Genomic DNA, 18,905 nt, shown 5'->3' on the forward strand with positions numbered 1-18,905 from the left:
CGAGAGTCGATCACCACCGTCATCGGTGACACCCGAACAGTGCCCGATCGTCGCAGTTCATCACGCTGCGTCATGGAAACAGGGTGCAGTCGACCTTGAGCACCCAGCCGAGTGGACTAGGTCGACCGGTCCAACGGTTACGGGTCACGGGGGTGTCACGGATGATCACGGGGTGGCGTCTAGCCTCGTCCGGGTGCTGACCGCCGCAACGGAGGCCGATCCCCGCCCGGGATCGGGCTCCACCGACCGCCGGTCGCGTCCGACCGACCGCCTCCTCGCCGCCGCACTGGGCCTGCTGTCGGCGGTGCTGGCGCTGGCGATCCCGTTCCTGCCGGTCGTGCAGAACACGGCGACCGTCACCTGGCCGAACGCCACGACCGGCACCGCGCCGCTGAACGCCCCGCTGGTCGCGTACCGGCCGGAGAGCCTGACCGCGACGATCGGCTGCGACGCGATCCGCAGCCTCGACGACCGGTCCCCCGGCCGCGCGACCGTCCTGTCCACGACGCCCACCGACGCCCCGGACGGCGACACGGTCGGTCTACGCGTCGCCGTCGCCGACGGGGTGGTCACCCTCGACAACCGCGGCCAGCGCATCGCCACCGCGCCGCTCCCCCCGCCGGGCGGGCCCTGCGCCCTCACGTTCACCTCGGACTTCGACGCGACGACGGCGACGCTGGGCGGTGCCACGCTCTACGAGTTCACCGGTGACGGCCGCCCGCAGCTCACCGGGATCCACTCCGACCTCGACGCGGGCCGTGACCCGATGGGCGGCACGAGCGTCCGGTTCGACACCGACAACCGCTACGACTCCGACGCCTCGACGCTCAAGCTCGTCGCGGGGGGCGTCGCGATCGTCGCGCTGTTCGGCGCGCTGTTCTTCCTGCGCCGGATCGACGACGCCGACGCCCGCCGCGTCGTGCACGGCCGCCGGCTGGCCCGGCGGCTGCGCGGGCAGGACGACCTGCGGGACGCCGTCGTCGTCGGCGTCCTGGTCGTGTGGGCCCTCATCGGGTCGATGACCAGCGACGACGGGTACATCCTCGACATCTCCCGGGGCAACGACACCGCCGGCTACATCGGCAACTACCACCGCTGGTTCGACGTCCCCGAGGCGCCGTTCGGCTGGTTCTACCAGCTGTACTCGCTGTGGAGCGGGGTCTCGGAGTCGGTGCTGTGGCTGCGGGTCCCGGCGCTGGCGATGGGCGTCGCGTCCTGGTTCCTGATCAGCCGGGCGCTGCTGCCCCGCCTCGGCGCCCAGGTCCGGCGCAGCCGGTCCGCGGGATGGGCCGCGGCCGGGGTGTTCCTCTGCTTCTGGCTGCCGTTCAACAACGGGCTGCGCCCGGAGACGGTCGTCGTGATCGCGGCGCTGGTGTCGTTCGTGATGCTGGAGCGCGCGCTGGCCACCCGGCGGCTGCTGCCGGTCGCGGGGGCGCTCGTCGCGGGGGCGTTCGCCGTCGCGGCGACGCCGACCGGCCTCATCGCGCTGGCCCCGTTCCTGGCCGCGGCCCGCCCCCTGCTGCGGCTGTTCACCGAACGGATCCGCACCACCGGCTGGGCGGCGACCTTCGGGCCGCTGCTCGCGGCCGGGCTGATCGTGCTCACCGCCGTGTTCGGCGACCAGACCCTCGCCACCGTCGCCGAGGCCACCCGGGTCCGCCAGGACATCGGCCCGAACCTGCCCTGGTACCAGGAGCTCGCCCGCTACGACCTGCTGTTCAGCGACAGCCGCGACGGCTCGCTGCAGCGCCGCTTCCCGGTCCTGCTGCTGTGGCTGTGCATGACCGTCTCGACGGTCGTGCTGCTGCGCCGGGGCCGCATCCCCGGCGCCGCACTCGGGTTCTCGCGGCGGCTGCTCGCGAGCACCGCGCTGTCGTTCGCCGTACTGGCCCTCACCCCGACGAAGTGGACCCACCACTTCGGCGCGTTCGCCGCGCTCGCCTCGGGTGTCGCGGCGCTGGCGGCGCTCGCGACGAGCACCGGGGTCCTGCGCTCGCGGCGCAACCAGGCGCTGTTCCTGGCCGCGGTGCTCGCGGTGACGGCACTGGCGTTCCGCGGTCCGAACACCTGGTGGTACGTCTCGAACTGGGGCGTGCCGTGGTTCGACAAGCCGGTGTCGGTGAGCGGGATCCAGGCGACGACGGTGCTGCTGGTCCTGGCGTTCCTCTCGCTCGTCGTCGCCGGAGTGGAGCACCTGCGCTCGGCCTCCGGGGTGCCGCGCCCGGTGCGACGGACCCTCGGTCGCCGGCGCGGCCGCATCGGCACCGTCCAGGCCGTCCGCCTGGGGTCGGCGCCGCTCGCGGTGATCTGCGCGCTCATGGTCCTGTTCCAGGTCGCCTCGATGGCCAAGGGCATGGAGAAGCAGGCCGGTTCGTACTCCCTGGGCACCGACGTGCTGACCGACCCCACCGGGTCCCGCTGCGGGCTCGCCGGGCGCATCCAGGTGGAGACCGACCCGGCCGCGAACGTGCTGCCGACCGCGCCGGAACCGGCGGGCGTCGCGGACCCGGGCCCGCTGGCCGACGGCTTCACGCCCGAGGGCCTGCCGCCGACCGGACCGGGATCACTGCGCGACAACACCGGCGACGGCGACGACCGCCCCGGCGTCACCGGCACCGGCCCGCTGGGCGGACCGGTCATGGGCAGCTGGTCGCCGGACCCGGAGAACGTCGGCGACTACCGCTCGGCGTGGCACACGCTGCCCGCCGCGGCCCGCGACGGCTCCGCACCGCTGGTCCTCGGCGTCGCCGGGACGATCGGCGGCGGCAACACCGTGACCCTGCAGTTCGCCCGCGACGGCGCCGTCGTCGACGAGATCGAGCCCGGCGGGGCCGTCAGCAGCACCTCGGACTACTCCGGCGGCGCCTCGGGCGGCCAGGCGTGGCGGGACCTGCGCGTCGACCTCGCTGGCCGGCCGGCCGCCGACGCCGACCGGGTGCGGGTGATCGTGTCCGACCGCGGCATCGGCACCGGGGCGTGGGTCGCCGTCGCGCAGCCCCGGGTGCCGCGGCTGACCCCGCTGACGACGATCGCCGCCCGCGGCACCGCGTACCTGGACTGGGCGACGTCGTTCGTGCACCCCTGTGTGACGCGCTTCGGCGTGCACCGGGGCATCGCCGACGTGCCGGTGTTCCGGATGCTCGCCGACCCGCAGCAGCGCACCGTCGCCGACGAGTGGGGCCGCAGCCGGTTCGGCGGCCCGCAGGGCTGGCTGGTCCGGACCGCCGCCCAGCGCTACGTCCCGACCTACCTGCCCGGCGCCTGGGACTTCGACTGGGGCCAGATCCGGCTCGTCGAGCCCTACGACCCCCGGGCGGTCCCCGCCCCGGTGCAGGACGGCGAGCGGACCCTGTGGGGCTGGCAGCAGGTCGGGCAGGCCGGGGCACCCTCGCCGGACCCGACGCCACTGCCGGACTGAGGCCCCGGCAGACTTCGTCCTGTCCGATCCGAGATGTGAGGCGAGAGCGAGAGCCATGCTGGACACCGCCCGGCCCCTCCGCGGGGGCGAGCCCGCCCCGGCCGACGACACCGCCGGTGGGGCCCGCCCCGGACGGCTGGTCGTGCAGCGTGGCCCCTTCACCGGGCCGACGCACCTGGTGCCCGAGGACCTCTACGCCGAGGTCCTGCGCGGCGCCGCCCGCCGCGAGCGGGGCCTGATCGAGCTGGTCCCGGCCACCCACGTCACCACCAACACCTACTGGGGGCGGCTGCACGCCACCTACTGGCACCGCTGGACCGCGGTACCCGAGGTGCGGGTGTCCCTGCGCGCCGCGGGTCGCGGCCGGGTGTGGCTGATGGCCTCGGACACGAACAAGGTCGCCCGCGCCGTCGCCACCACCGGCGTCGACGGCGGCGGCGTCGTCGAGCTGACCGGGGCGATCGACCGCTTCGTCGACGGCGGCGGGCTCTGGCTGGAGTTCGCGACCGACACCGGCACACTGACCGTGTCCGACGTCGAGTGGACGGTCGCGGTGCCCCGCCCGCCGCGGCCCACCTCGATCACGATCTGCACCCACAACCGCGTCGAGGACTGCCTGAACACGCTGCAGGCGCTGCTCGACGACCCGGCCGCGCTGGCCCGCGTGGCGACCGTCCGGGTGGTCGACCAGGGCAGCGACCCGCTGGAGTCGCGCGACCGGTTCGCGCCGCTGGCCGCGGCGTTCGGCGACCGGCTCGCCTACCAGCGCCAGCCCAACCTGGGCGGCGCGGGCGGCTTCACCCGCGGGCTCTACGAGGCGACCGCCGGCGACCCGGCCGACGACCACGACGTCCTGCTCATGGACGACGACGTGCTGCTCGACCCGGAGATCGTCGTCCGGCTGACCGGGTTCGCCGCGTGCACCACCGCGCCGACGATCGTCGGCGGGCAGATGCTGAACCTGCTCCACCCGGGGCACGTCCACATCACCGCCGAGTACGCCGTGCCCGAGAAGCTGCGGGTGGGCATGCCCGTCCCCGGCGCACTGGAGGAGGGCTTCCTCCTCGGCCGCGACGAGCGGTTGCTGCCGATCGTGCAGGAGCAGCGGGTCGACACCGAGTACAACGGCTGGTGGTCCTGCCTGATCCCCGCGCCGGTCGTGCGGGCCATCGGCTACCCGCTGCCGCTGTTCTTCCAGTGGGACGACGTCGAGTTCGGCTACCGCGCCCGCGAGCGCGGCTTCGCCACGGTGTCGCTGCCCGGTGCCGCCGTGTGGCACGCCGACTTCGGCTGGAAGGACTGGGACGAGTGGCACCGCTACTTCAACCAGCGCAACGGCCTGATCACCGCCGCCCTGCGCACCGGCTTCGACCGGCGCACGGTGACCACGACGATCGTCGAGCTGCTGGCCCAGTACCTGGTCGCGATGCAGTACGGGCTGGCGGCGACGCTGCTGACCGCCGTCGACGACTTCCTGCGCGGCCCCTCGGTGCTCGACGACGGCTCCGCCGCCGCGGCGGCGGAGATCCGCTGGATCCGGGCCGCCTACCCCGAGACGACGGCGGTGCCGCTGGCCCAGGCCGGGCTCGACGTGCGCGAGTCCGTCGTGCACCTGGCCGGGCACAAGCCGTCGAAGGTCGTGCGGACCTGGGTGAAGCGCGCCGTGCTGCAGGCCACCGGGCGGGTGCCGTTCCGCTCCGGGATGGTCCCCGCCGGTGAGGCGCACTGGTGGCACGTGTCGCTGTTCGAGCGCGCGATCGTCACCGACATGGCCGAGACCGGTGTCCGGATCCGGACCCGCGACCGGGAGCGGCTGCGCGAACTCACCACGCGCGGGGTGCAGACGGTGCGCCGGCTCTGGAACGAGGGCCCGCAGGCCGCCAGGGAGTGGAAGGCCGCCGAGCCGCGGCTCACCTCGCGGGAGACGTGGGCCCGGCTCTACGACGCCGGCTGAGCCGGCCCGGCTCTGCGGCATCCACACCCCTCCGCGGGCGTCCACAACGGTCGTGACCGGTGTGGACACCGGAGAACGGGTGTGGACACCGGCGACGGACGGGCGTGCGCCGCTCAGCCCAGGAAGTCCCGGCCGGTGTAGTCACGGGTGGCCAGGGTCGGCAGCCGCTCCCACCCCCACCGCCGCTGGGTGCCCACGGTGAGGTCGTAGCCGTCGGTCGGGTGCTCGTAGCGCACCCGCTCGACGTGCGCCGGCGCGAACATCGCGCGCCCGGCCGGCGGATCGAGCCGCGAGGGCAGCTCGTCGAAGGTCGCGGTGCGGTCGATGCCGGCGAGCGTCCCGCCGTTCGCCGCGAAGAACGCGGTGGACTCGGTCGCCCCCTCCAGATTGTCGCCGGTGCGCAGCCGCCACTGCGGGGCCTGCGCGATGCCGTGGCGTACCGCGATCTGGTCCTGGCAGGGCCACAGCACCGCCGAGGCCTGGTCGGCGAACACCGGGGCGTCGCCGAGCACCGCGCGGGCGGGCAGCTCGCGGGCCGGCAGCGGGGCGCCGACGGCGAGCCAGGAGTCGGGGCCGTCCGTCCGGTCGTCGACGACGAGCCGGACCCGGTCGGCCGGGCCGGGCAGGTCGACCGCCACGTCCCGCCAGTCGCCGAGCTTCTCCCCGGGCAGATCGACCGTGACCGCGCCCGCGCCGGTGTCGATCCGGACGCTCTGGTCGCTCCGCAGGTCCCCGGTCAGCGGCAGGAGCAGCCGCGTGGTCCCGGCCGGGACGGCGAACCAACCGGCGTCGAGGGTGCCGGTGCCGGCGTCCTCGGTGTGCCAGACGGGGCCGGGGATCGACGACCGGTCGGGCGGCGGGCCCTCCCGCATCACCCCGGTGAGGCGGGGCGGCGCGCTCGGGGGCGGGGGCGGGGACGTCGCCTCGTCGGGGACGGTGACGGCCAGTGCGTCGGCCAGCCCGCAGCCGTCGCCGGTCAGCATGTCCAGGTTCATCGAGGCCACCGACGCGCCGGGGGCCTGCTGCACCGGAGCCACGCCGAACACGACCAGCATCAGCGCGACGCCACCCGCCGTGGCGACGCGCAGCACCGCCCGGTCCGGCCGGGGAGTCCGCCCCCGCCGCCCGGCCCACCACAGCGCGGCGGCGGCCACGAGCAGCCACAGCAGCGGGCTGCGCAGGTACAGCGGCCCGAGGTGCGGGGCCAGGACCTGCTGGTTGATCGGCGCGTCGAGGACCGAGTGGTTGCCGAAGGGCTGGCCCCAGTCGGAGAACGGGCGCCACAGGTTCGGCCCGGCGTAGACCACCGCGGCAACGACGCCGAGCACGGCCGTCCCCACCGCGACGAGCCGGAGCGGGGCGTGGCGCGGCAGCGGGCCGCGGGCGAGCGCGATGCCGAGCAGCAGCGTCGCGGGTGCGGCGACGGCACCGAAGTGGTTCACCCACTTGGTCGGGCTGACCGCGACGGCGACGAGGCCGAGCGCGGTCGCCGCGAGCGCGAACCCGAGTGCCCGGCCGAGCGGGCCGCCGGTGCCGCGCCGCGTCGCGAGCCGCACCGCGCCCAGCGCGAGGACGGCGACGGTCAGCAGGACCGGCAGGCGTCGCCCCCAGGTGCCCTGGTCGTCGGGGCCGAGCAGGTTCGCGTAGTGGACGAACTCGGAGTACCACTGGTACTGGAAGTAGTACCAGCGGTGCACGGCGACGGACTCGCGCACGTCGGCGAGGGTCTGGTCGGCCAGCCCGAGCGGTACGACGGCGCTCGCGGCGGCGAACGCGACAGCGACCGTCGCGAGCCGGGTCGCCCACCGCGCGTGCACGAGGTGCCACCACACCAGCGGCAGCGCGAGCAGCAACGGCATCGCGGCGACCAGCGCGGTCGGCGCGGTCGTCATCCCCACCACCGCGACGACGACGGCCGGCGCCAGCAGCCCGACCGCCCCGGTGCGGCACGCGGCGGCGACGAGCAGCAGCACCCCGGCGGCGGCCGCGGTCCCGGCGGGCTCGGGGCGCAGGGAGATGCCGTAGGGCAGGAACCAGGCCAGGTGCGCGACGGCGAGCGCGGCGACCACCCCGGGCCGGACGCCGACCCGACCCGCGAGCGCGGCGAGGGTGTACCGCAGCAGCACCCAGGTCAGCAGGCCCAGCACGACCGGCACCACGCGCAGCGGTCCGAGGCCCCAGCCGGCCAGCGACCCCCACCACTGCAGCAGGTACTGGCTGGTCGTGAACGGTGCCTCGGTGACGTCGAACTGGTAGATCGCATTGCCGATCGTCCCGGTCTCCGCACCCTGTCGGGCCATCAGCGCGTACCAGGAGTCGTCGATGTTGAGCGGCCCGAGCACCGCCCAGGCGCAGCTCACGACGAGCACGACGAGGTCGGCGACCCCCGGGCGGACCGGCGCGTCGAACACCCGGCGGGTGCCGGTCCAGGTCCGCACGGCGACGGCGAGGGTGGCGGCCAGCGCGAGCAGGTGCGCGACCAGCAGCGCCACCTTCAGCGGCGACGGCGACGACGCGTAGCGCGCATCGGTGTGCAGGGTGACCGCGAGCCCGGCCGCGGCGGGCCCGGTGACGTCGGTGGCGAGCTCGGCGACCTGCGGCGGAGCGATGTCGAGGCGCTCGGCGAGGACCGCCCCGTCGCGGGTGAGGACGGTGCCGCCGTCGGCGGAGGTCACCTCGAACACACAGCCCGACGCGGCGGGTGCGGTGGCGAGCACCCGGTCGCCGGTGCGCAGCGTGAGCGTCCCGCCGGACACGCTCGCGACGAAGCCCGGCGCGGTCACCGGGTTCTCCTGCGCGGCGGGCATCGTCCGCAGCACGTCGCCCTCGCCGAGAGCGGCCGCCGCGGCGCACGGGACGGTCGCGGAGAACTCCAGCGGCCGGTACGGCGCGAGCGGCAGCACCGTGCTCGCCGGTGCCTGGCCGGCCCGGGGCCAGGTGACGACCGGGTCCTCGGCGTCGACCGGGGCGAGCGCGGCGGCGAGGCCGAGCAGGCAGGTGACGACGCCGAGCAGGAGCAGCAGCGGCCCCCGACGGGCGGGGCTCACTCGAAGATCTGCTTCCAACCGTCCTTGCCGGTCAGCACGGGCGCCGCCGCCCGGTAACGGGCACGCAGGCCCTCCCAGTCCGCGGCGACGGCGCGGTGCAGCCGGAACGACTCCTCGACCATCTCCTTGAACATCGCCGGGTCACGACGGCGGAAGGTGACCCCGCGGCCGTCCGGTGTGGACACCGTCGCAGAGTCCAGGCCGGCCAGCACGAACCACTGAGCGTTGCGCCACGGCACGTTGCGCTGCGGGCGCTCGCGCAGCGCCGGGTCCGGGGTGCGCAGGTTGCGCAGCACCCCGCGGGCGAGACCGACCGCGGCCTTCGCCCGGCCCACCGGGGGCTTCGGGAACAGCTGCGCGCCGAGCGCGTCGAGCTCGGCCGGCGGCACCTCGGTGGCGGACTCGAGCGGGCGGCCGTCGTCGTACTGCGCGCGCAGCGCCCGGATCTCGTCGAGCACCACGGGCAGCTTCGGGAACAGCGCCTCGGGGCCCGCGAGGAAGTCGGTGAAGCCCTTGATCTGCAGCGCGACCGCCGAGTACTCCATGAGCATCAGGTGGCGCAGGGTGCGCTTGAAGGTCTCCTTCAGCATCGCGCGCGGGTCGTCGGGGCCGTGCAGGGCCGCGGCGACGAGCCGGTTGCGGTAGTGGAAGTAGGCCTGCCAGTCCGAGGAGTCGTCCTTCTCGATGAAGGACATGTGCCAGATCGCGACGCCCGGGACGGTCGCGGTGCGGAACCCGGCGGCGCGGGCGCGCAGGCCGTACTCGGCGTCGTCCCACTTGATGAACAGCGGCAGCGGCAGGCCCAGCTGCTCCGCGGCGCGGCGCGGGATCAGGCACATCCACCAGGCGTTGTAGTCGACGTCGACGCGGCGGTGCAGCCAGCGGGTCTGGCGCAGGGTGCGGGCGGCGAGGTCGTGGTGGGCCTCGGTCTCCGGAGCGGGGCGCCACAGGAACTGGTTGCGGTCGACGACCTCGCCCATCGTGGACAGCTGCGAGCGCGCCTGCAGCGACAGCATCTGCCCGCCGACGAGCATCGGCTCGCGGGCGAACCGGCTGAACGCGACCGCGCGCAGCACCGACTCGGGCTCCAGCAGGATGTCGTCGTCCATGTAGAGGATCTGCTCGCAGTCGATCCCGCCCGCGTGCGGGCCGGTGCCGTGCAGGACCTCGTACATGATCCGGGCGTAGCCGCCGGAGCCGCCCAGGTTGGGCTGGTCGATGATCCGCAGCCGGTCCCCGAGCGCGGCCGCGGCCTGCTCGTAGCCTGCCTCGTCGCGGACCTTGCGGGTGCCCTGGTCCGGGAGGATCACCGCGGTGATCGCGTCCCGCACCTGCGGGTCGGAGCCGAGCGCGGTGAGGGTGGCGACGCAGTCGGCGGGCCGGTTGAACGTCGGCATCCCGACGACGACGGCCGCGCGCCCCGGCGCGTCGTGCGGGGCGTGCCAGCCGCCGCCGTGCAGGGTGAGGTCGGCGTCGTCGGTGGACAGGTCGAACCAGTACCAGCCGCCGTCCTCGAAGGGGCGCAGGTCCAGCTCGAGGGTGACCCGGCGACGGCCCTCGACGACCTCGCCCGCGACGACGATCTGCGACCCGTCGGCCTTGGTCCGGTACACGTCGACGCGGCCCGAGCCCTCCAGGTCCAGCCGCAGCTCGATGCTGGTGAGCGTCGACCAGGCCCGCCAGTAGCCCGCGGCGAAGGCGTTGAAGTAGGCGCCGAAGGAGACCTCGGTGGCCGCGGGGACGGTGGCGCCGGTGCGGTCGAGGATGCGGGTGCGGCGGCCGCCGATGGTCGACACGGTCAGCGAGAGCGGACGCGCCCGCTCGTCGGCGAGCGGCTCGACCGGAGTGAGCGTGGTGCCGGGGCGCTCGTCGAGGTAGAGAGCGCGGACGGCGGTGGGGTCGGCGGGCCTGGGCAGGACCACCCGCTGCAGCAGCGTCTCGCCGCTGGTCGTGGCCGGGGTGGTGGGGGACACCTGACCTCGCTGGTCCGTCGTGGTCATCGCAGGAGCTGCCTCTGTCGTCGCGGGGGCGCTGGGGTCCCGGGCGGCGGCGCTGCCGGTCCGCCCGGGTCCGGGTGGAGTCGTGCGCGAGCGTAGCCGCGCACGGTGCGGGAGCCGGGAGGCGGGCGGGCGCGGCGGGTGAGCGGAGTGGATCGTCCGGGTCACCGACCGTGCCGGACTGGCGACATGGACGAACCGGCCCTGCGCGCGGAGGCCGCAGCCGTGCTGCGCTCCCGCGGTGCGCGGTTCGGGTTCGTCCACGGCAGCCGGGCGGTGGGCGGCCGGGCGCGGGTGGCCCGGTTGCTCCGGTCGGTGGCGGCGCGGCTCTGAGTCACCAGGCCGCGTCGAGGATCTCCCGCACGTCGTCCTCGGTCGGTGTCCGCGGCGCGTTGGCCGTCACCGGGTCCGCGACGGCGGCGGCCGCCAGCACCGGCAGCAGCTCCCGGTCCACGCCGAGCTCGTGCAGCGGGCGCCGGACACCGATGCCCTCGACGAGCGCGGCGATCCCGGCCACGGCGTCGCCGGTCCCCAGCGCGGCTCCGGCCCGGGAGTACGCCTGCGCCGCGGCGTCGGCGCTCCAGCGCATGACCTGCTCGTTCACCGACGCGAGCGCGACCCCGTGCGGGGTGCCCGTGTGCGCGGTGACCGCGTGCGCGGTGACCGCGTGCGCGATGCCGTGGACCAGGCCGAGCCCGGAGACGGTCAGCGCCTGGCCCGCCAGGTGCGCGCCGAGCAGCAGCTGCGCGCGGGCCTCCAGGTCGGTGCCGTCGTCGACGGCGACGGGCAGCCACCGGCCCACCAGCGCGACGGCCTGCGCCGCGGCGGCGTCGGAGACCGGGTTGGCGCCGCGGGAGGCGAGCGACTCGACGCCGTGGACGAGCGCGTCGAAGCCGGTCGCGGCCGTCGCCACGGGTGGCAGGCCGACGGTCAGCTCCGGGTCGAGGACGGCGACGCGGGGCCGGACCGAGGAGTGGCCCAGGTAGACCTTCCGCCTGGCGCAGGTGTCCTCGACGACGCCGAACCCGTTGGTCTCCGCGCCCGTCCCGGCCGTGGTGGGGACCGCGACCAGCGGCAGCCCGGGGGTCGGGGAGGACCACAGGTCGTCGGTGGCGCGGGCGCCGTGGTGGGTCGCGAGCAGCGCGATGCCCTTGGCCGCGTCGAGCACCGAGCCGCCGCCGATCGCGACGACCACGCAGGAGCCGAACGCGCGCAGCGTCGTCGCGCCGTGCTCGACGGCCGTCGTCGACGGGTTGGGGCCGATGCCGTCGAACACCTCGGTCCGCAGCCCGGCCGCGGCGAGGTCGCCGACGACCCGGTCGACGATGCCGGTGGCGCGCAACCCGGCATCGGTGACGACGAACGCCGCCGCCCCGCCGAGGCCGTCGACCAGCGCGGGGACCCGGGCGACCGCGCCGGGACCGAACTCCAGGGCGCAGGTCGCCTCGACCGTGAACCCGTTCACCGGACCCGCCACCGTGCGATCGCCTCCTCGTCGAGGGTGAACCCGAGCCCGGGGGTGCTCGGGACCGCCAGCATGCCGTCGTCGCCGACGGTCAGGGGCTGCGCCAGCGGGAAGTCGCGACGCGCCGGTGTCCAGTCCGGCGGGTCGTAGGGGAACTCGAAGTACGGTCCGCCGCCGACGCCGGCGCTGACGTGCAGGTTCGCGAGCACGCCGATCCCGTTGGTCCAGCTGTGCGGGGTGAACGCGCGGTGGCGCAGCAACGCGAGCTCGGCCAGCGTGCGGACCCGGCTCATCCCGGCCGCCAGGACGACGTCGGGCTGGTACACGTCGAGCGCGTCGCCGTCGAGCAGGCGCAGCAGCTCGCCGAAGGAGCGCTGCATCTCCCCCGCCGCGATCCGCAGTCCCGGGTTGTCGGCGCGCAGGGTGCGCATGCCGTCGGCGTCGGCGTAGGGCAGGGGCTCCTCGACCCAGAACACGTCCAGCTCGGCGAGCCGCCGGACGAGGCGCCGGGTCGCGGCGAGGTCGGTGGCGGGGGCGACGTCGCCGGCCATCCGCCACGCCTGGTTGAGGTCCACCATGATCGCGAAATCCGTGCCGAGCGCCTCCCGCACCGCGGCGACGGCGGCGACGCCCTCGTCGGCGCGGTCCCGGTCGACCCGGATCTTGACCGCGCGGAAGCCCTCCTCGGCGACCCGGTGCGCCACCTCGGCGCGCTCGGCGGGCGGGCGCAGCACGCAGAACGACGCGTAGGCGGGCACGGCCTCGTACGTGCCGCCGAACAGGGTCGCGACGGGCAGGCCCGCGACCTTGCCCGCGAGGTCCCACAGCGCCGCCTCCAGCGGCCAGTAGTGACCGCCGTGCAGCGCGCAGGTCTCGATGACGCGGACGTGCCGGGCGATCGCGAGCGGGTCGGTGCCGACGAAGAGGTGCCGATAGGCGTCGAAGCCGTCCATCGTGTCGCCGGAACCGATGCCGACGACACCGTCGTCGGTGTGGACGCGGACGATCGTCGCGTCGAACACGGTGCGGGGATCGGGGTCCCAGGCGGCGCGCAGCGGCGGGTCCAGCGGGAGCCGCACCCGGTCCAGCGTGATGTCGGTGATCTTCATCAGGTCCGGGATCGTGTCGGGAGCTGGTTCCGGCTCGGGGCGCGATCGGGGGCGGTGCGCCCCGAGCCGGTTGAGCGCAGAATCTCCGACGGCCGCGCGGCCGCGCCAGGTCCGGCCGGGAATCGAGATCATCGTTGCGCTCAGGGCAACCGGTACTAGCGTGGCCGGGGTGCACAACGGCTACGGGCTCGGCCGCGACGTCGCGCTGCTGGAGGCACTGGCGTCGGACGAGGCCGTGCGCACCGACGGGCTGGGCGTCACCGCCGTCGCCCGGCTGACCGGGCGGGAGAAGAGCCAGGTCTCGCGCGCGTTGCGGGCCCTCGCCGACGCGGGACTGGTCGAGCGGGACGAGGACACGCTCGTCTACCGGCTGGGGTGGCGGCTGTTCTCCCTGGCCGCGCGGGGGACGGACAGCCGGCTGACGGCCGTCGCCGAACCGGTGCTGCACCGGCTCGCCGCCGCGACCGAGGAGACCGTGCACCTGTGCGTGCTGCGCGACGACGCGCTGCTGACCGCGCGGACGGTGTCCGGGCACTCGTTCCGCACGACCGGCTGGGAGGGCAGGCGCGCGCCGCTGCCGTGCACCTCGGCGGGCCGGGTGCTGCTCTCCGACGCCACCCCCGACGAGCTGTTCGTACGCTTCGGCGCTGTCGAGGACCTGGTGCCGGACTACCCGCGTTCGCGGGTGCGGACGGTCCCGCAGCTGTGGCGCGCGATCCGGGAGGCCGCCGAGCACGGCTGGGCCGAGTCGCACGAGGAGTTCGAGCCGGGCGTGGCCGGGGTGTCGGCACCGGTGCGCGACTTCCGCGGCCGGGTGGTCGCCGCACTCAACGTGTCCGGGCCGGTCACGCGCCTGGACGGCCGGTTCGACGAGGTGGGCCGGGCGACCGCGGCCGCCGCCGCGGCGGTGTCGGCGGAGCTGGGGTGGACACCGGGCTCCCGTCCCGGACACCACCGGTGAACGCTCAGGGCCGGCGGGGCCCGGTCGAGCCCCGGACCACCAGGTCGGTGGGCAGGACCACGGGGTCCTTGCGGACGGGGCCCGGCAGCAGCATCGACGCGGCCGCCCGGCCCTTCTCCCGGTGCGGCTGCCGGACGGTCGTCAGCGCCGGCCGCGCGAGTGCCGCTCCCGGGACGTCGTCGAAACCGACCACCGACAGATCCCCCGGCACGTCCAGCCCGAGCGACAGGGCCGCGTCGAGCACCCCGAGGGCGAGCTCGTCGCTCATGGCCAGCACCGCGGTCGGCCGGGGGTCGCGCGCGAGCAGCGCGTGGGCGGCCCGCCGGCCCGCGTCCCGGCCGTAGGGGGCCCGCTCCTCCACGACCGCCGCGTCGTGACCGAGGCCGGCCTCGGCGAGCGCGTCCCGGTACCCGGCCAGCCGTCGACGGGTGCCCAGGAAGTGGGCGGTGGCCTCCCGCTCGGGCGACGGCCGACCCTCCCACCCGTCGGGGTGCATCGGCATGGCGACGACGCCGAACCGGCGGTGCCCGAGGTCGAGCAGGTGACGTGCGGCGGCCCGGGCCGCGGTCCGGTCGTCGATGCCCACGTGCCCGGCGCCGTCGTGCGTGGGGCCGTCCACGACGACGAACGGGAGCCTGCGCTCCCGGATCGTCTCCAGCGCGGCCCCGTCGGGCAGGTCGCAGTAGCAGATGACCCCGTCCACCAGGGCGACCCGCGCGATCGGCCCGCTCGGGCCGGGGATCAGGACCAGCGCGGAGTCCTGCTGCCCGCAGACCTCGCTGATGCCCTGCAGCAACAGGGAGGCCGCGGGGTCGGCGAAGGCGAACGACATCGGGTCCTCCAGGACGACGCCGATCGCCGCGATCCGCCCCCGCGCGAGGGTCGCCGCGACCGGGTCCGGCCCGGCGTAGCCCAGCTCGTGGGCGGTGCGGAGCACCTGTTCCCGCAACTGGGCGCTGAGCCTGTCCGGCCGGTTGTAGGCGTTCGACACCGTCGCCCGGGAGACACCGAGCGCCTCGGCGATCGTCGCCAGCGTGACCCGGCCGGCCCCCGTCTCGTTCCTGCCCACCCGACCAGTCTCCCGCGTGCGGTCCGCCCGACCCGGACGGGTCCCGTGGGGTGAAGCGGTTCACTTCTTGATTCACCAGCAGGGCCGCGACCTCTTGTGGTCGGCCAGGTTAACCGGTTTAGTAGACGAATGCGATGGTGGCGACGGAGCACGACGACACCGACGGGGACCGTCGCGTCGGACGACGACCGGGAGACCCGGATCCGGCGACGGCTGCACGCGGTCGAGACCGAGCGGCTCGAGATCCTGCTGGACGAACGGATCCCGGGCCGCCGGCACCGGCTCGACGCGCTGGCCCTCGCCCGCGCCGACCTGCTCGACGACCTCACGACACTGGGGGCCGCCCCGCCCCCGGCGGCCGTCCGTCACCGGACCCCGTGTCCGGAGGCGGACAGCTGCCGATGACCCGCCGGTCCACCCGGCCGGGCGATCAGTCCTCGGAGTCGGTCCCCGCCAGCGGGCGTCCCTCGGTGAAGTGCGGGACGAGCCGGTTCTCGTACATCGTCAGCGCCGACCCGATGGCCATGTGCATGTCGAGGTACTTGTAGGTCCCGAGCCTCCCGCCGAACAGCACGTTCCGGTTCGCGGTCTCCTTGCGCGCCAGCTCGCGGTAGCGCTCCAGCTTCGCCCGGTTCTCCGGGGTGTTGATCGGGTAGTACGGCTCGTCCCCGGACTCGGCGAAGCGCGAGTACTCGCGCACGATCACCGTCTTGTCCTTCGGGTAGTAGTCCCGCTCCGGGTGCATGTGCCGGAACTCGAGGATGCGGGTGAAGGGGACCTCGGCGTCGTTGTAGTTGATCACCGAGGTGCCCTGGAAGTCGCCGGTCGGCTCGACCGACATCTCGAAGTCCAGGGTGCGCCAGCCGAGCTCGCCCTCGGCGTGGTCGAAGTAGCGGTCCAGCGGGCCGGTGTAGACGACCGGGACGTCGGCGGGCAGCTGCTCGCGCACCGCGAAGAAGTCGGTGTCGAGGACGACGTCGATGTTGTCGTGCGCCGCCATCCGCTCCAGCCACGCCGCGTAGCCGTCGGTCGGGAGTCCCTCGTGGGTGTCGTTGAAGTAGCGGTTGTCGTAGGTGTAGCGGACCGGGAGCCGGGTGATGATCGAGGCATCCAGGTTCTTGGGGTCCGTCTGCCACTGCTTGGCGTTGTAGCCCTTGATGAACGCCTCGTAGAGCGGGCGCCCGATCAACGAGATCGCCTTCTCCTCGAGGTTCGTCACGTTCGCGGCGTCCACCTCGGCGGACTGCTCGGCGATCAGCGCGCGTGCTTCGTCGGGGGTGTGCGCCTTCCCGAAGAACTGGTTGATCAGCGCGAGGTTCATCGGGAACGCGTAGACCTGCTCGCCGGCCCGGGCGAACACGCGGTGCTGGTAGTTCGTGAAGCTCGTGAACCGGTTGACGTAGGCCCACACGCGCTCGTTCGAGGTGTGGAACAGGTGCGCGCCGTACCGGTGGATCTCGATGCCGGTCTCCGGCTCGGCCTCGGAGTAGGCGTTGCCGCCGATGTGGTTCCGGCGCTCCAGGACCAGGACGCGCTTGCCGAGGCCCTCGGCGACCCGCTCGGCCACCGTGAGTCCGAAGAACCCGGACCCGACGACGATCAGGTCGTAGCTGCTCAGGTCGTAACCGTTCAGGTCGGCACTGTCGACGCTCACGGCCATCGAGGGTAGGGCAGGCGTGATCCGGGGCACCCGGCGGCTTCGGTACCCTCGCAGGCAGGTCGGAGAAGCGGACGTATCCGGCACCGTCGTGGCCCGAGGAGAAGATGGCGTGAGCTGGTCGTCCGCCGTCCCCCTGGTGGTCCTGGCCGCCGCCTGGGTCACGCTCCCGGGTCTGGTCGTCGGCCTCGCCGCCGGTCTGCGCGGGATCACCGCCTGGGGCGCCGCCCCGATGCTGTCGGTCGGCGTGATCGCCGGTTCCGCGGTCGGCGCGAGCATGCTGGGCGTGCCCTGGAGCGGGGCCGCCCCGGCCATCGCGGCGGCGGCGTTCGCGCTGCTCGTGGTCGGTGTGCGACGGCTGGTGCTCGGCCTCCCGCTGCTGCCGCGACCCCCCGTGGTGCGGGCCGCTGCGCAGGAGTCGGTCCGGACGCTGCTCCGCGGCGGGCCCGACCGGCGCTGGACCGGGCTCGCGGCGCTGACCGGGCTGGTGACCGCCGGCGCGCTGGGGTTCAGCACGGCCGTCCGCGGGATGGCCCGGCCCGACGCGCTGTCGCAGACGTTCGACGCGAACTTCCACTACAACGCCGTCGCCCGGATCCTCGGGACGCACGACGCCTCGTCGCTCACCGTCGGCGGCCTGGTCAACTCCCCCGGCTTCTACCCCGCGGCCTGGCACGACGTCGTCTCGCTGGTGGCGCCGCTGGCCCCCGGCCCCGGCGAGATCGTCGTCGCGTCCAACGTGGTCGCGCTGGTCACCACGCTGCTGGTCTGGCCGCTGTCGGTGCTGTTCCTCGTGCGGACGCTCGTCGGGCGCTCGGCCGGTGCTGCGCTCGCCGCCCCGGTGCTGGCACTCGGCTTCGTCGCGTTCCCGTGGACGCTGGTCACCTACGGCGCGCTGTGGCCGAACCTGCTGGGCGTCTCGCTGGTCCCGGCCGCGCTGGCGGCGACGGCGCTCGCCGCGCGGCCGGGGCTCGGGCCGGACCCGGTGTCCCCCGCCCGGCCGGGCCCGTTCCCCCCGGGGCGGGTGGCGCGCTGGTTCCCGGCGGTGGCCGCCGTCGTCGCGCTGGGGTTCGCGCACCCGAACGCGTTGTTCGGCGCGGTGGTCGTCGCGGTGCCGCCGATCCTGTGGGGACTCGTGGGCGCGGTGCGCCGCGGGCTGCGCGGCGGCACGTGGCCGACCGTGCGCGCGGCCACGGCGGTGCCGGTCGTACTCGCCGCGCTCGGCGGCGTCGGCTGGTTCATGTTCGCCTCCCCCGCCCTCGACGGGATCCGCGGCTACTACTGGGAACCGGAGTTCTCGGTCACCGACGCCGTGTGGAACGCGGTGCTGCACAGCCCCGAGGACAATGCCCCGGCCTGGTCGATCGCGGTGCTCACGGTGGCCGGCGCGGTGTGGGCGCTGCGCCGGGCCCGGACGTCCTGGCTGGTCCCGGCGCACCTGATGGTCTGCACGCTCTACGTCGTCGGCGCCACCACGTGGTCCTCGGTCTGGACCGGGGTCTGGTACAACGACTCGCCCCGGATCGCCGCGCTCGTCCCGGTCACCGCGGCCCCGCTCGCCGCGCTCGGCCTGGTCGCGCTGTGCTCGCTGGCCCGCAGCCTCGCCTGCCTGGTCCGCGACCGCCTCACCCGGGCCGCGCCCGCCGTCGCCGGGCTGCCCCGGCCGCGGGCCGCGGTGCTCGTCGCGATCGGCGTGATCGCGGTCGTCGTCACCTCGGGTGGGCTCTACCAGCGCTCGCACGTCGACTCGCTCGCCGCGATCTACCAGACACCGGAGGAGGTACTGGTCGGCCCGGAGCAGGCGCGGTTCCTGCGCGAGGCGGGTGAGCTGCTGCCCTCGGACGCGGTGGTGGCGCAGAACCCGTGGGCCGGTACCGCGATGCTGTGGCCGCTCACCGACCGGCAGGTGCTGTTCCCGCACCTCACCGGGGTGTGGTCGCCGGACCAGCAGGTCATCGCCGAGCGGCTGCGCGACGCGTCGAACGACCCCGCGGTGTGCGCGGCCGTCGCCGAGACCGGGACCGGGTACGTGATCACGGCGCCGCCGACGTTCTGGCAGCCGGACCCGCTGGCGCTGCAGTGGCCCGGCCTCGACGACCTCGCCGACGCCGACGGGTTCGAGCTGCTCGCCCGCGACGGCGACAACGCGCTCTGGCGCATCACCGCCTGCGACGCCGGGCGGGTCGTCGGTTCCTGATCACCCGGTCGGGCACGGGACCGGCGGGGCC

At 74.9% G+C, this 18,905-nt stretch carries 12 protein-coding genes; 6 read left to right on the top strand and 6 right to left on the bottom strand.

Going from position 1 to position 18,905, the window contains the following annotated elements; genetic code table 11:
- Window positions 1-172: 172 nt before the first annotated feature.
- Both KPL59_RS17255 and KPL59_RS17260 read left to right on the top strand, forming a co-directional pair.
- Window positions 173-3,418 carry an arabinosyltransferase domain-containing protein gene (locus KPL59_RS17255; protein WP_226361393.1) on the top strand — a complete coding sequence of 1,082 codons (3,246 nt, stop codon included), beginning with the start codon at window positions 173-175 and terminating at the stop codon, window positions 3,416-3,418.
- 55 nt (window positions 3,419-3,473) lie between these two features.
- The gene (locus KPL59_RS17260) at window positions 3,474-5,372 is read left to right on the top strand and encodes a glycosyltransferase (protein WP_226361394.1); all 1,899 of its coding nucleotides are present in this window, start codon (window positions 3,474-3,476) and stop codon (window positions 5,370-5,372) included.
- Window positions 5,373-5,485: 113 nt separating this feature from the next.
- On the opposite strand, the gene KPL59_RS17265 is transcribed toward KPL59_RS17260, so the two are convergent.
- Window positions 5,486-8,419: an arabinosyltransferase domain-containing protein gene (locus tag KPL59_RS17265; RefSeq protein WP_226361395.1), complete on the bottom strand. Its 2,934-nt coding sequence runs from the start codon at window positions 8,417-8,419 to the stop codon at window positions 5,486-5,488.
- Window positions 8,416-10,419 (bottom strand): glycosyltransferase, encoded by a 2,004-nt coding sequence (locus KPL59_RS17270; protein WP_226361396.1) that lies wholly within the window; start codon window positions 10,417-10,419, stop codon window positions 8,416-8,418. The genes KPL59_RS17265 and KPL59_RS17270 overlap by 4 nt, the downstream gene beginning before the upstream one ends.
- A gap of 186 nt (window positions 10,420-10,605) precedes the next feature.
- Between KPL59_RS17270 and KPL59_RS17275 the strand changes: the two genes are divergently transcribed.
- Window positions 10,606-10,749, top strand: a complete 144-nt coding sequence (locus KPL59_RS17275; protein ID WP_020623732.1) for a hypothetical protein — start codon at window positions 10,606-10,608, stop codon at window positions 10,747-10,749.
- A gap of 1 nt (window position 10,750) precedes the next feature.
- Here KPL59_RS17275 and KPL59_RS17280 read toward each other — a convergent pair whose 3' ends face one another.
- Together KPL59_RS17280 and KPL59_RS17285 are read right to left on the bottom strand one after the other, a co-directional pair.
- Window positions 10,751-11,893, bottom strand: a complete 1,143-nt coding sequence (locus tag KPL59_RS17280) for an iron-containing alcohol dehydrogenase family protein (RefSeq protein WP_226361397.1) — start codon at window positions 11,891-11,893, stop codon at window positions 10,751-10,753.
- On the bottom strand, window positions 11,878-12,990 hold the full coding sequence (locus KPL59_RS17285) for a mandelate racemase/muconate lactonizing enzyme family protein (RefSeq protein ID WP_226361398.1): 1,113 nt from the start codon (window positions 12,988-12,990) through the stop codon (window positions 11,878-11,880). Before KPL59_RS17285 ends, KPL59_RS17280 begins: the two co-directional genes overlap by 16 nt.
- Window positions 12,991-13,159: 169 nt before the next feature.
- On the opposite strand from KPL59_RS17285, the gene KPL59_RS17290 reads away from it, so the two are divergent.
- Window positions 13,160-13,951 (top strand): IclR family transcriptional regulator, encoded by a 792-nt coding sequence (locus tag KPL59_RS17290; RefSeq protein ID WP_226361399.1) that lies wholly within the window; start codon window positions 13,160-13,162, stop codon window positions 13,949-13,951.
- A 4-nt stretch (window positions 13,952-13,955) separates the two neighbouring features.
- On the opposite strand, the gene KPL59_RS17295 is transcribed toward KPL59_RS17290, so the two are convergent.
- Window positions 13,956-15,020, bottom strand: coding sequence for a LacI family DNA-binding transcriptional regulator (locus KPL59_RS17295; protein ID WP_226361400.1), 1,065 nt, complete (start codon window positions 15,018-15,020; stop codon window positions 13,956-13,958).
- Between the two features lie 129 nt (window positions 15,021-15,149).
- Between KPL59_RS17295 and KPL59_RS17300 the strand changes: the two genes are divergently transcribed.
- Complete coding sequence (locus tag KPL59_RS17300) at window positions 15,150-15,425, top strand: hypothetical protein (protein ID WP_226352553.1); 276 nt, start codon at window positions 15,150-15,152, stop codon at window positions 15,423-15,425.
- A 25-nt stretch (window positions 15,426-15,450) separates the two neighbouring features.
- Here the strand turns inward: KPL59_RS17300 and glf are convergent, their stop codons facing one another.
- Complete coding sequence (gene glf, locus KPL59_RS17305; protein WP_226352554.1) at window positions 15,451-16,680, bottom strand: UDP-galactopyranose mutase; 1,230 nt, start codon at window positions 16,678-16,680, stop codon at window positions 15,451-15,453.
- Between the two features lie 109 nt (window positions 16,681-16,789).
- Between glf and KPL59_RS17310 the strand changes: the two genes are divergently transcribed.
- Window positions 16,790-18,874 carry a DUF6541 family protein gene (locus KPL59_RS17310; RefSeq protein ID WP_226361401.1) on the top strand — a complete coding sequence of 695 codons (2,085 nt, stop codon included), beginning with the start codon at window positions 16,790-16,792 and terminating at the stop codon, window positions 18,872-18,874.
- The last annotated feature ends 31 nt before the right edge of the window (window positions 18,875-18,905 follow it).

Source organism: Pseudonocardia sp. ICBG1142, from assembly GCF_020496255.1.
GTDB lineage: Bacteria > Actinomycetota > Actinomycetes > Mycobacteriales > Pseudonocardiaceae > Pseudonocardia.

Bases quoted from the DNA above. Each gene is read 5' to 3' on its own strand.
- KPL59_RS17260 (WP_226361394.1), top strand. From the start codon at position 3,474: ATGCTGGACACCGCCCGGCCCCTCCGCGGGGGCGAGCCCGCCCCGGCC.
- KPL59_RS17285 (WP_226361398.1), bottom strand. From the start codon at position 12,990: ATGAAGATCACCGACATCACGCTGGACCGGGTGCGGCTCCCGCTGGAC.
- KPL59_RS17275 (WP_020623732.1), top strand. From the start codon at position 10,606: ATGGACGAACCGGCCCTGCGCGCGGAGGCCGCAGCCGTGCTGCGCTCC.
- KPL59_RS17270 (WP_226361396.1), bottom strand. From the start codon at position 10,419: ATGACCACGACGGACCAGCGAGGTCAGGTGTCCCCCACCACCCCGGCC.
- KPL59_RS17300 (WP_226352553.1), top strand. From the start codon at position 15,150: ATGCGATGGTGGCGACGGAGCACGACGACACCGACGGGGACCGTCGCG.
- glf (WP_226352554.1), bottom strand. From the start codon at position 16,680: ATGGCCGTGAGCGTCGACAGTGCCGACCTGAACGGTTACGACCTGAGC.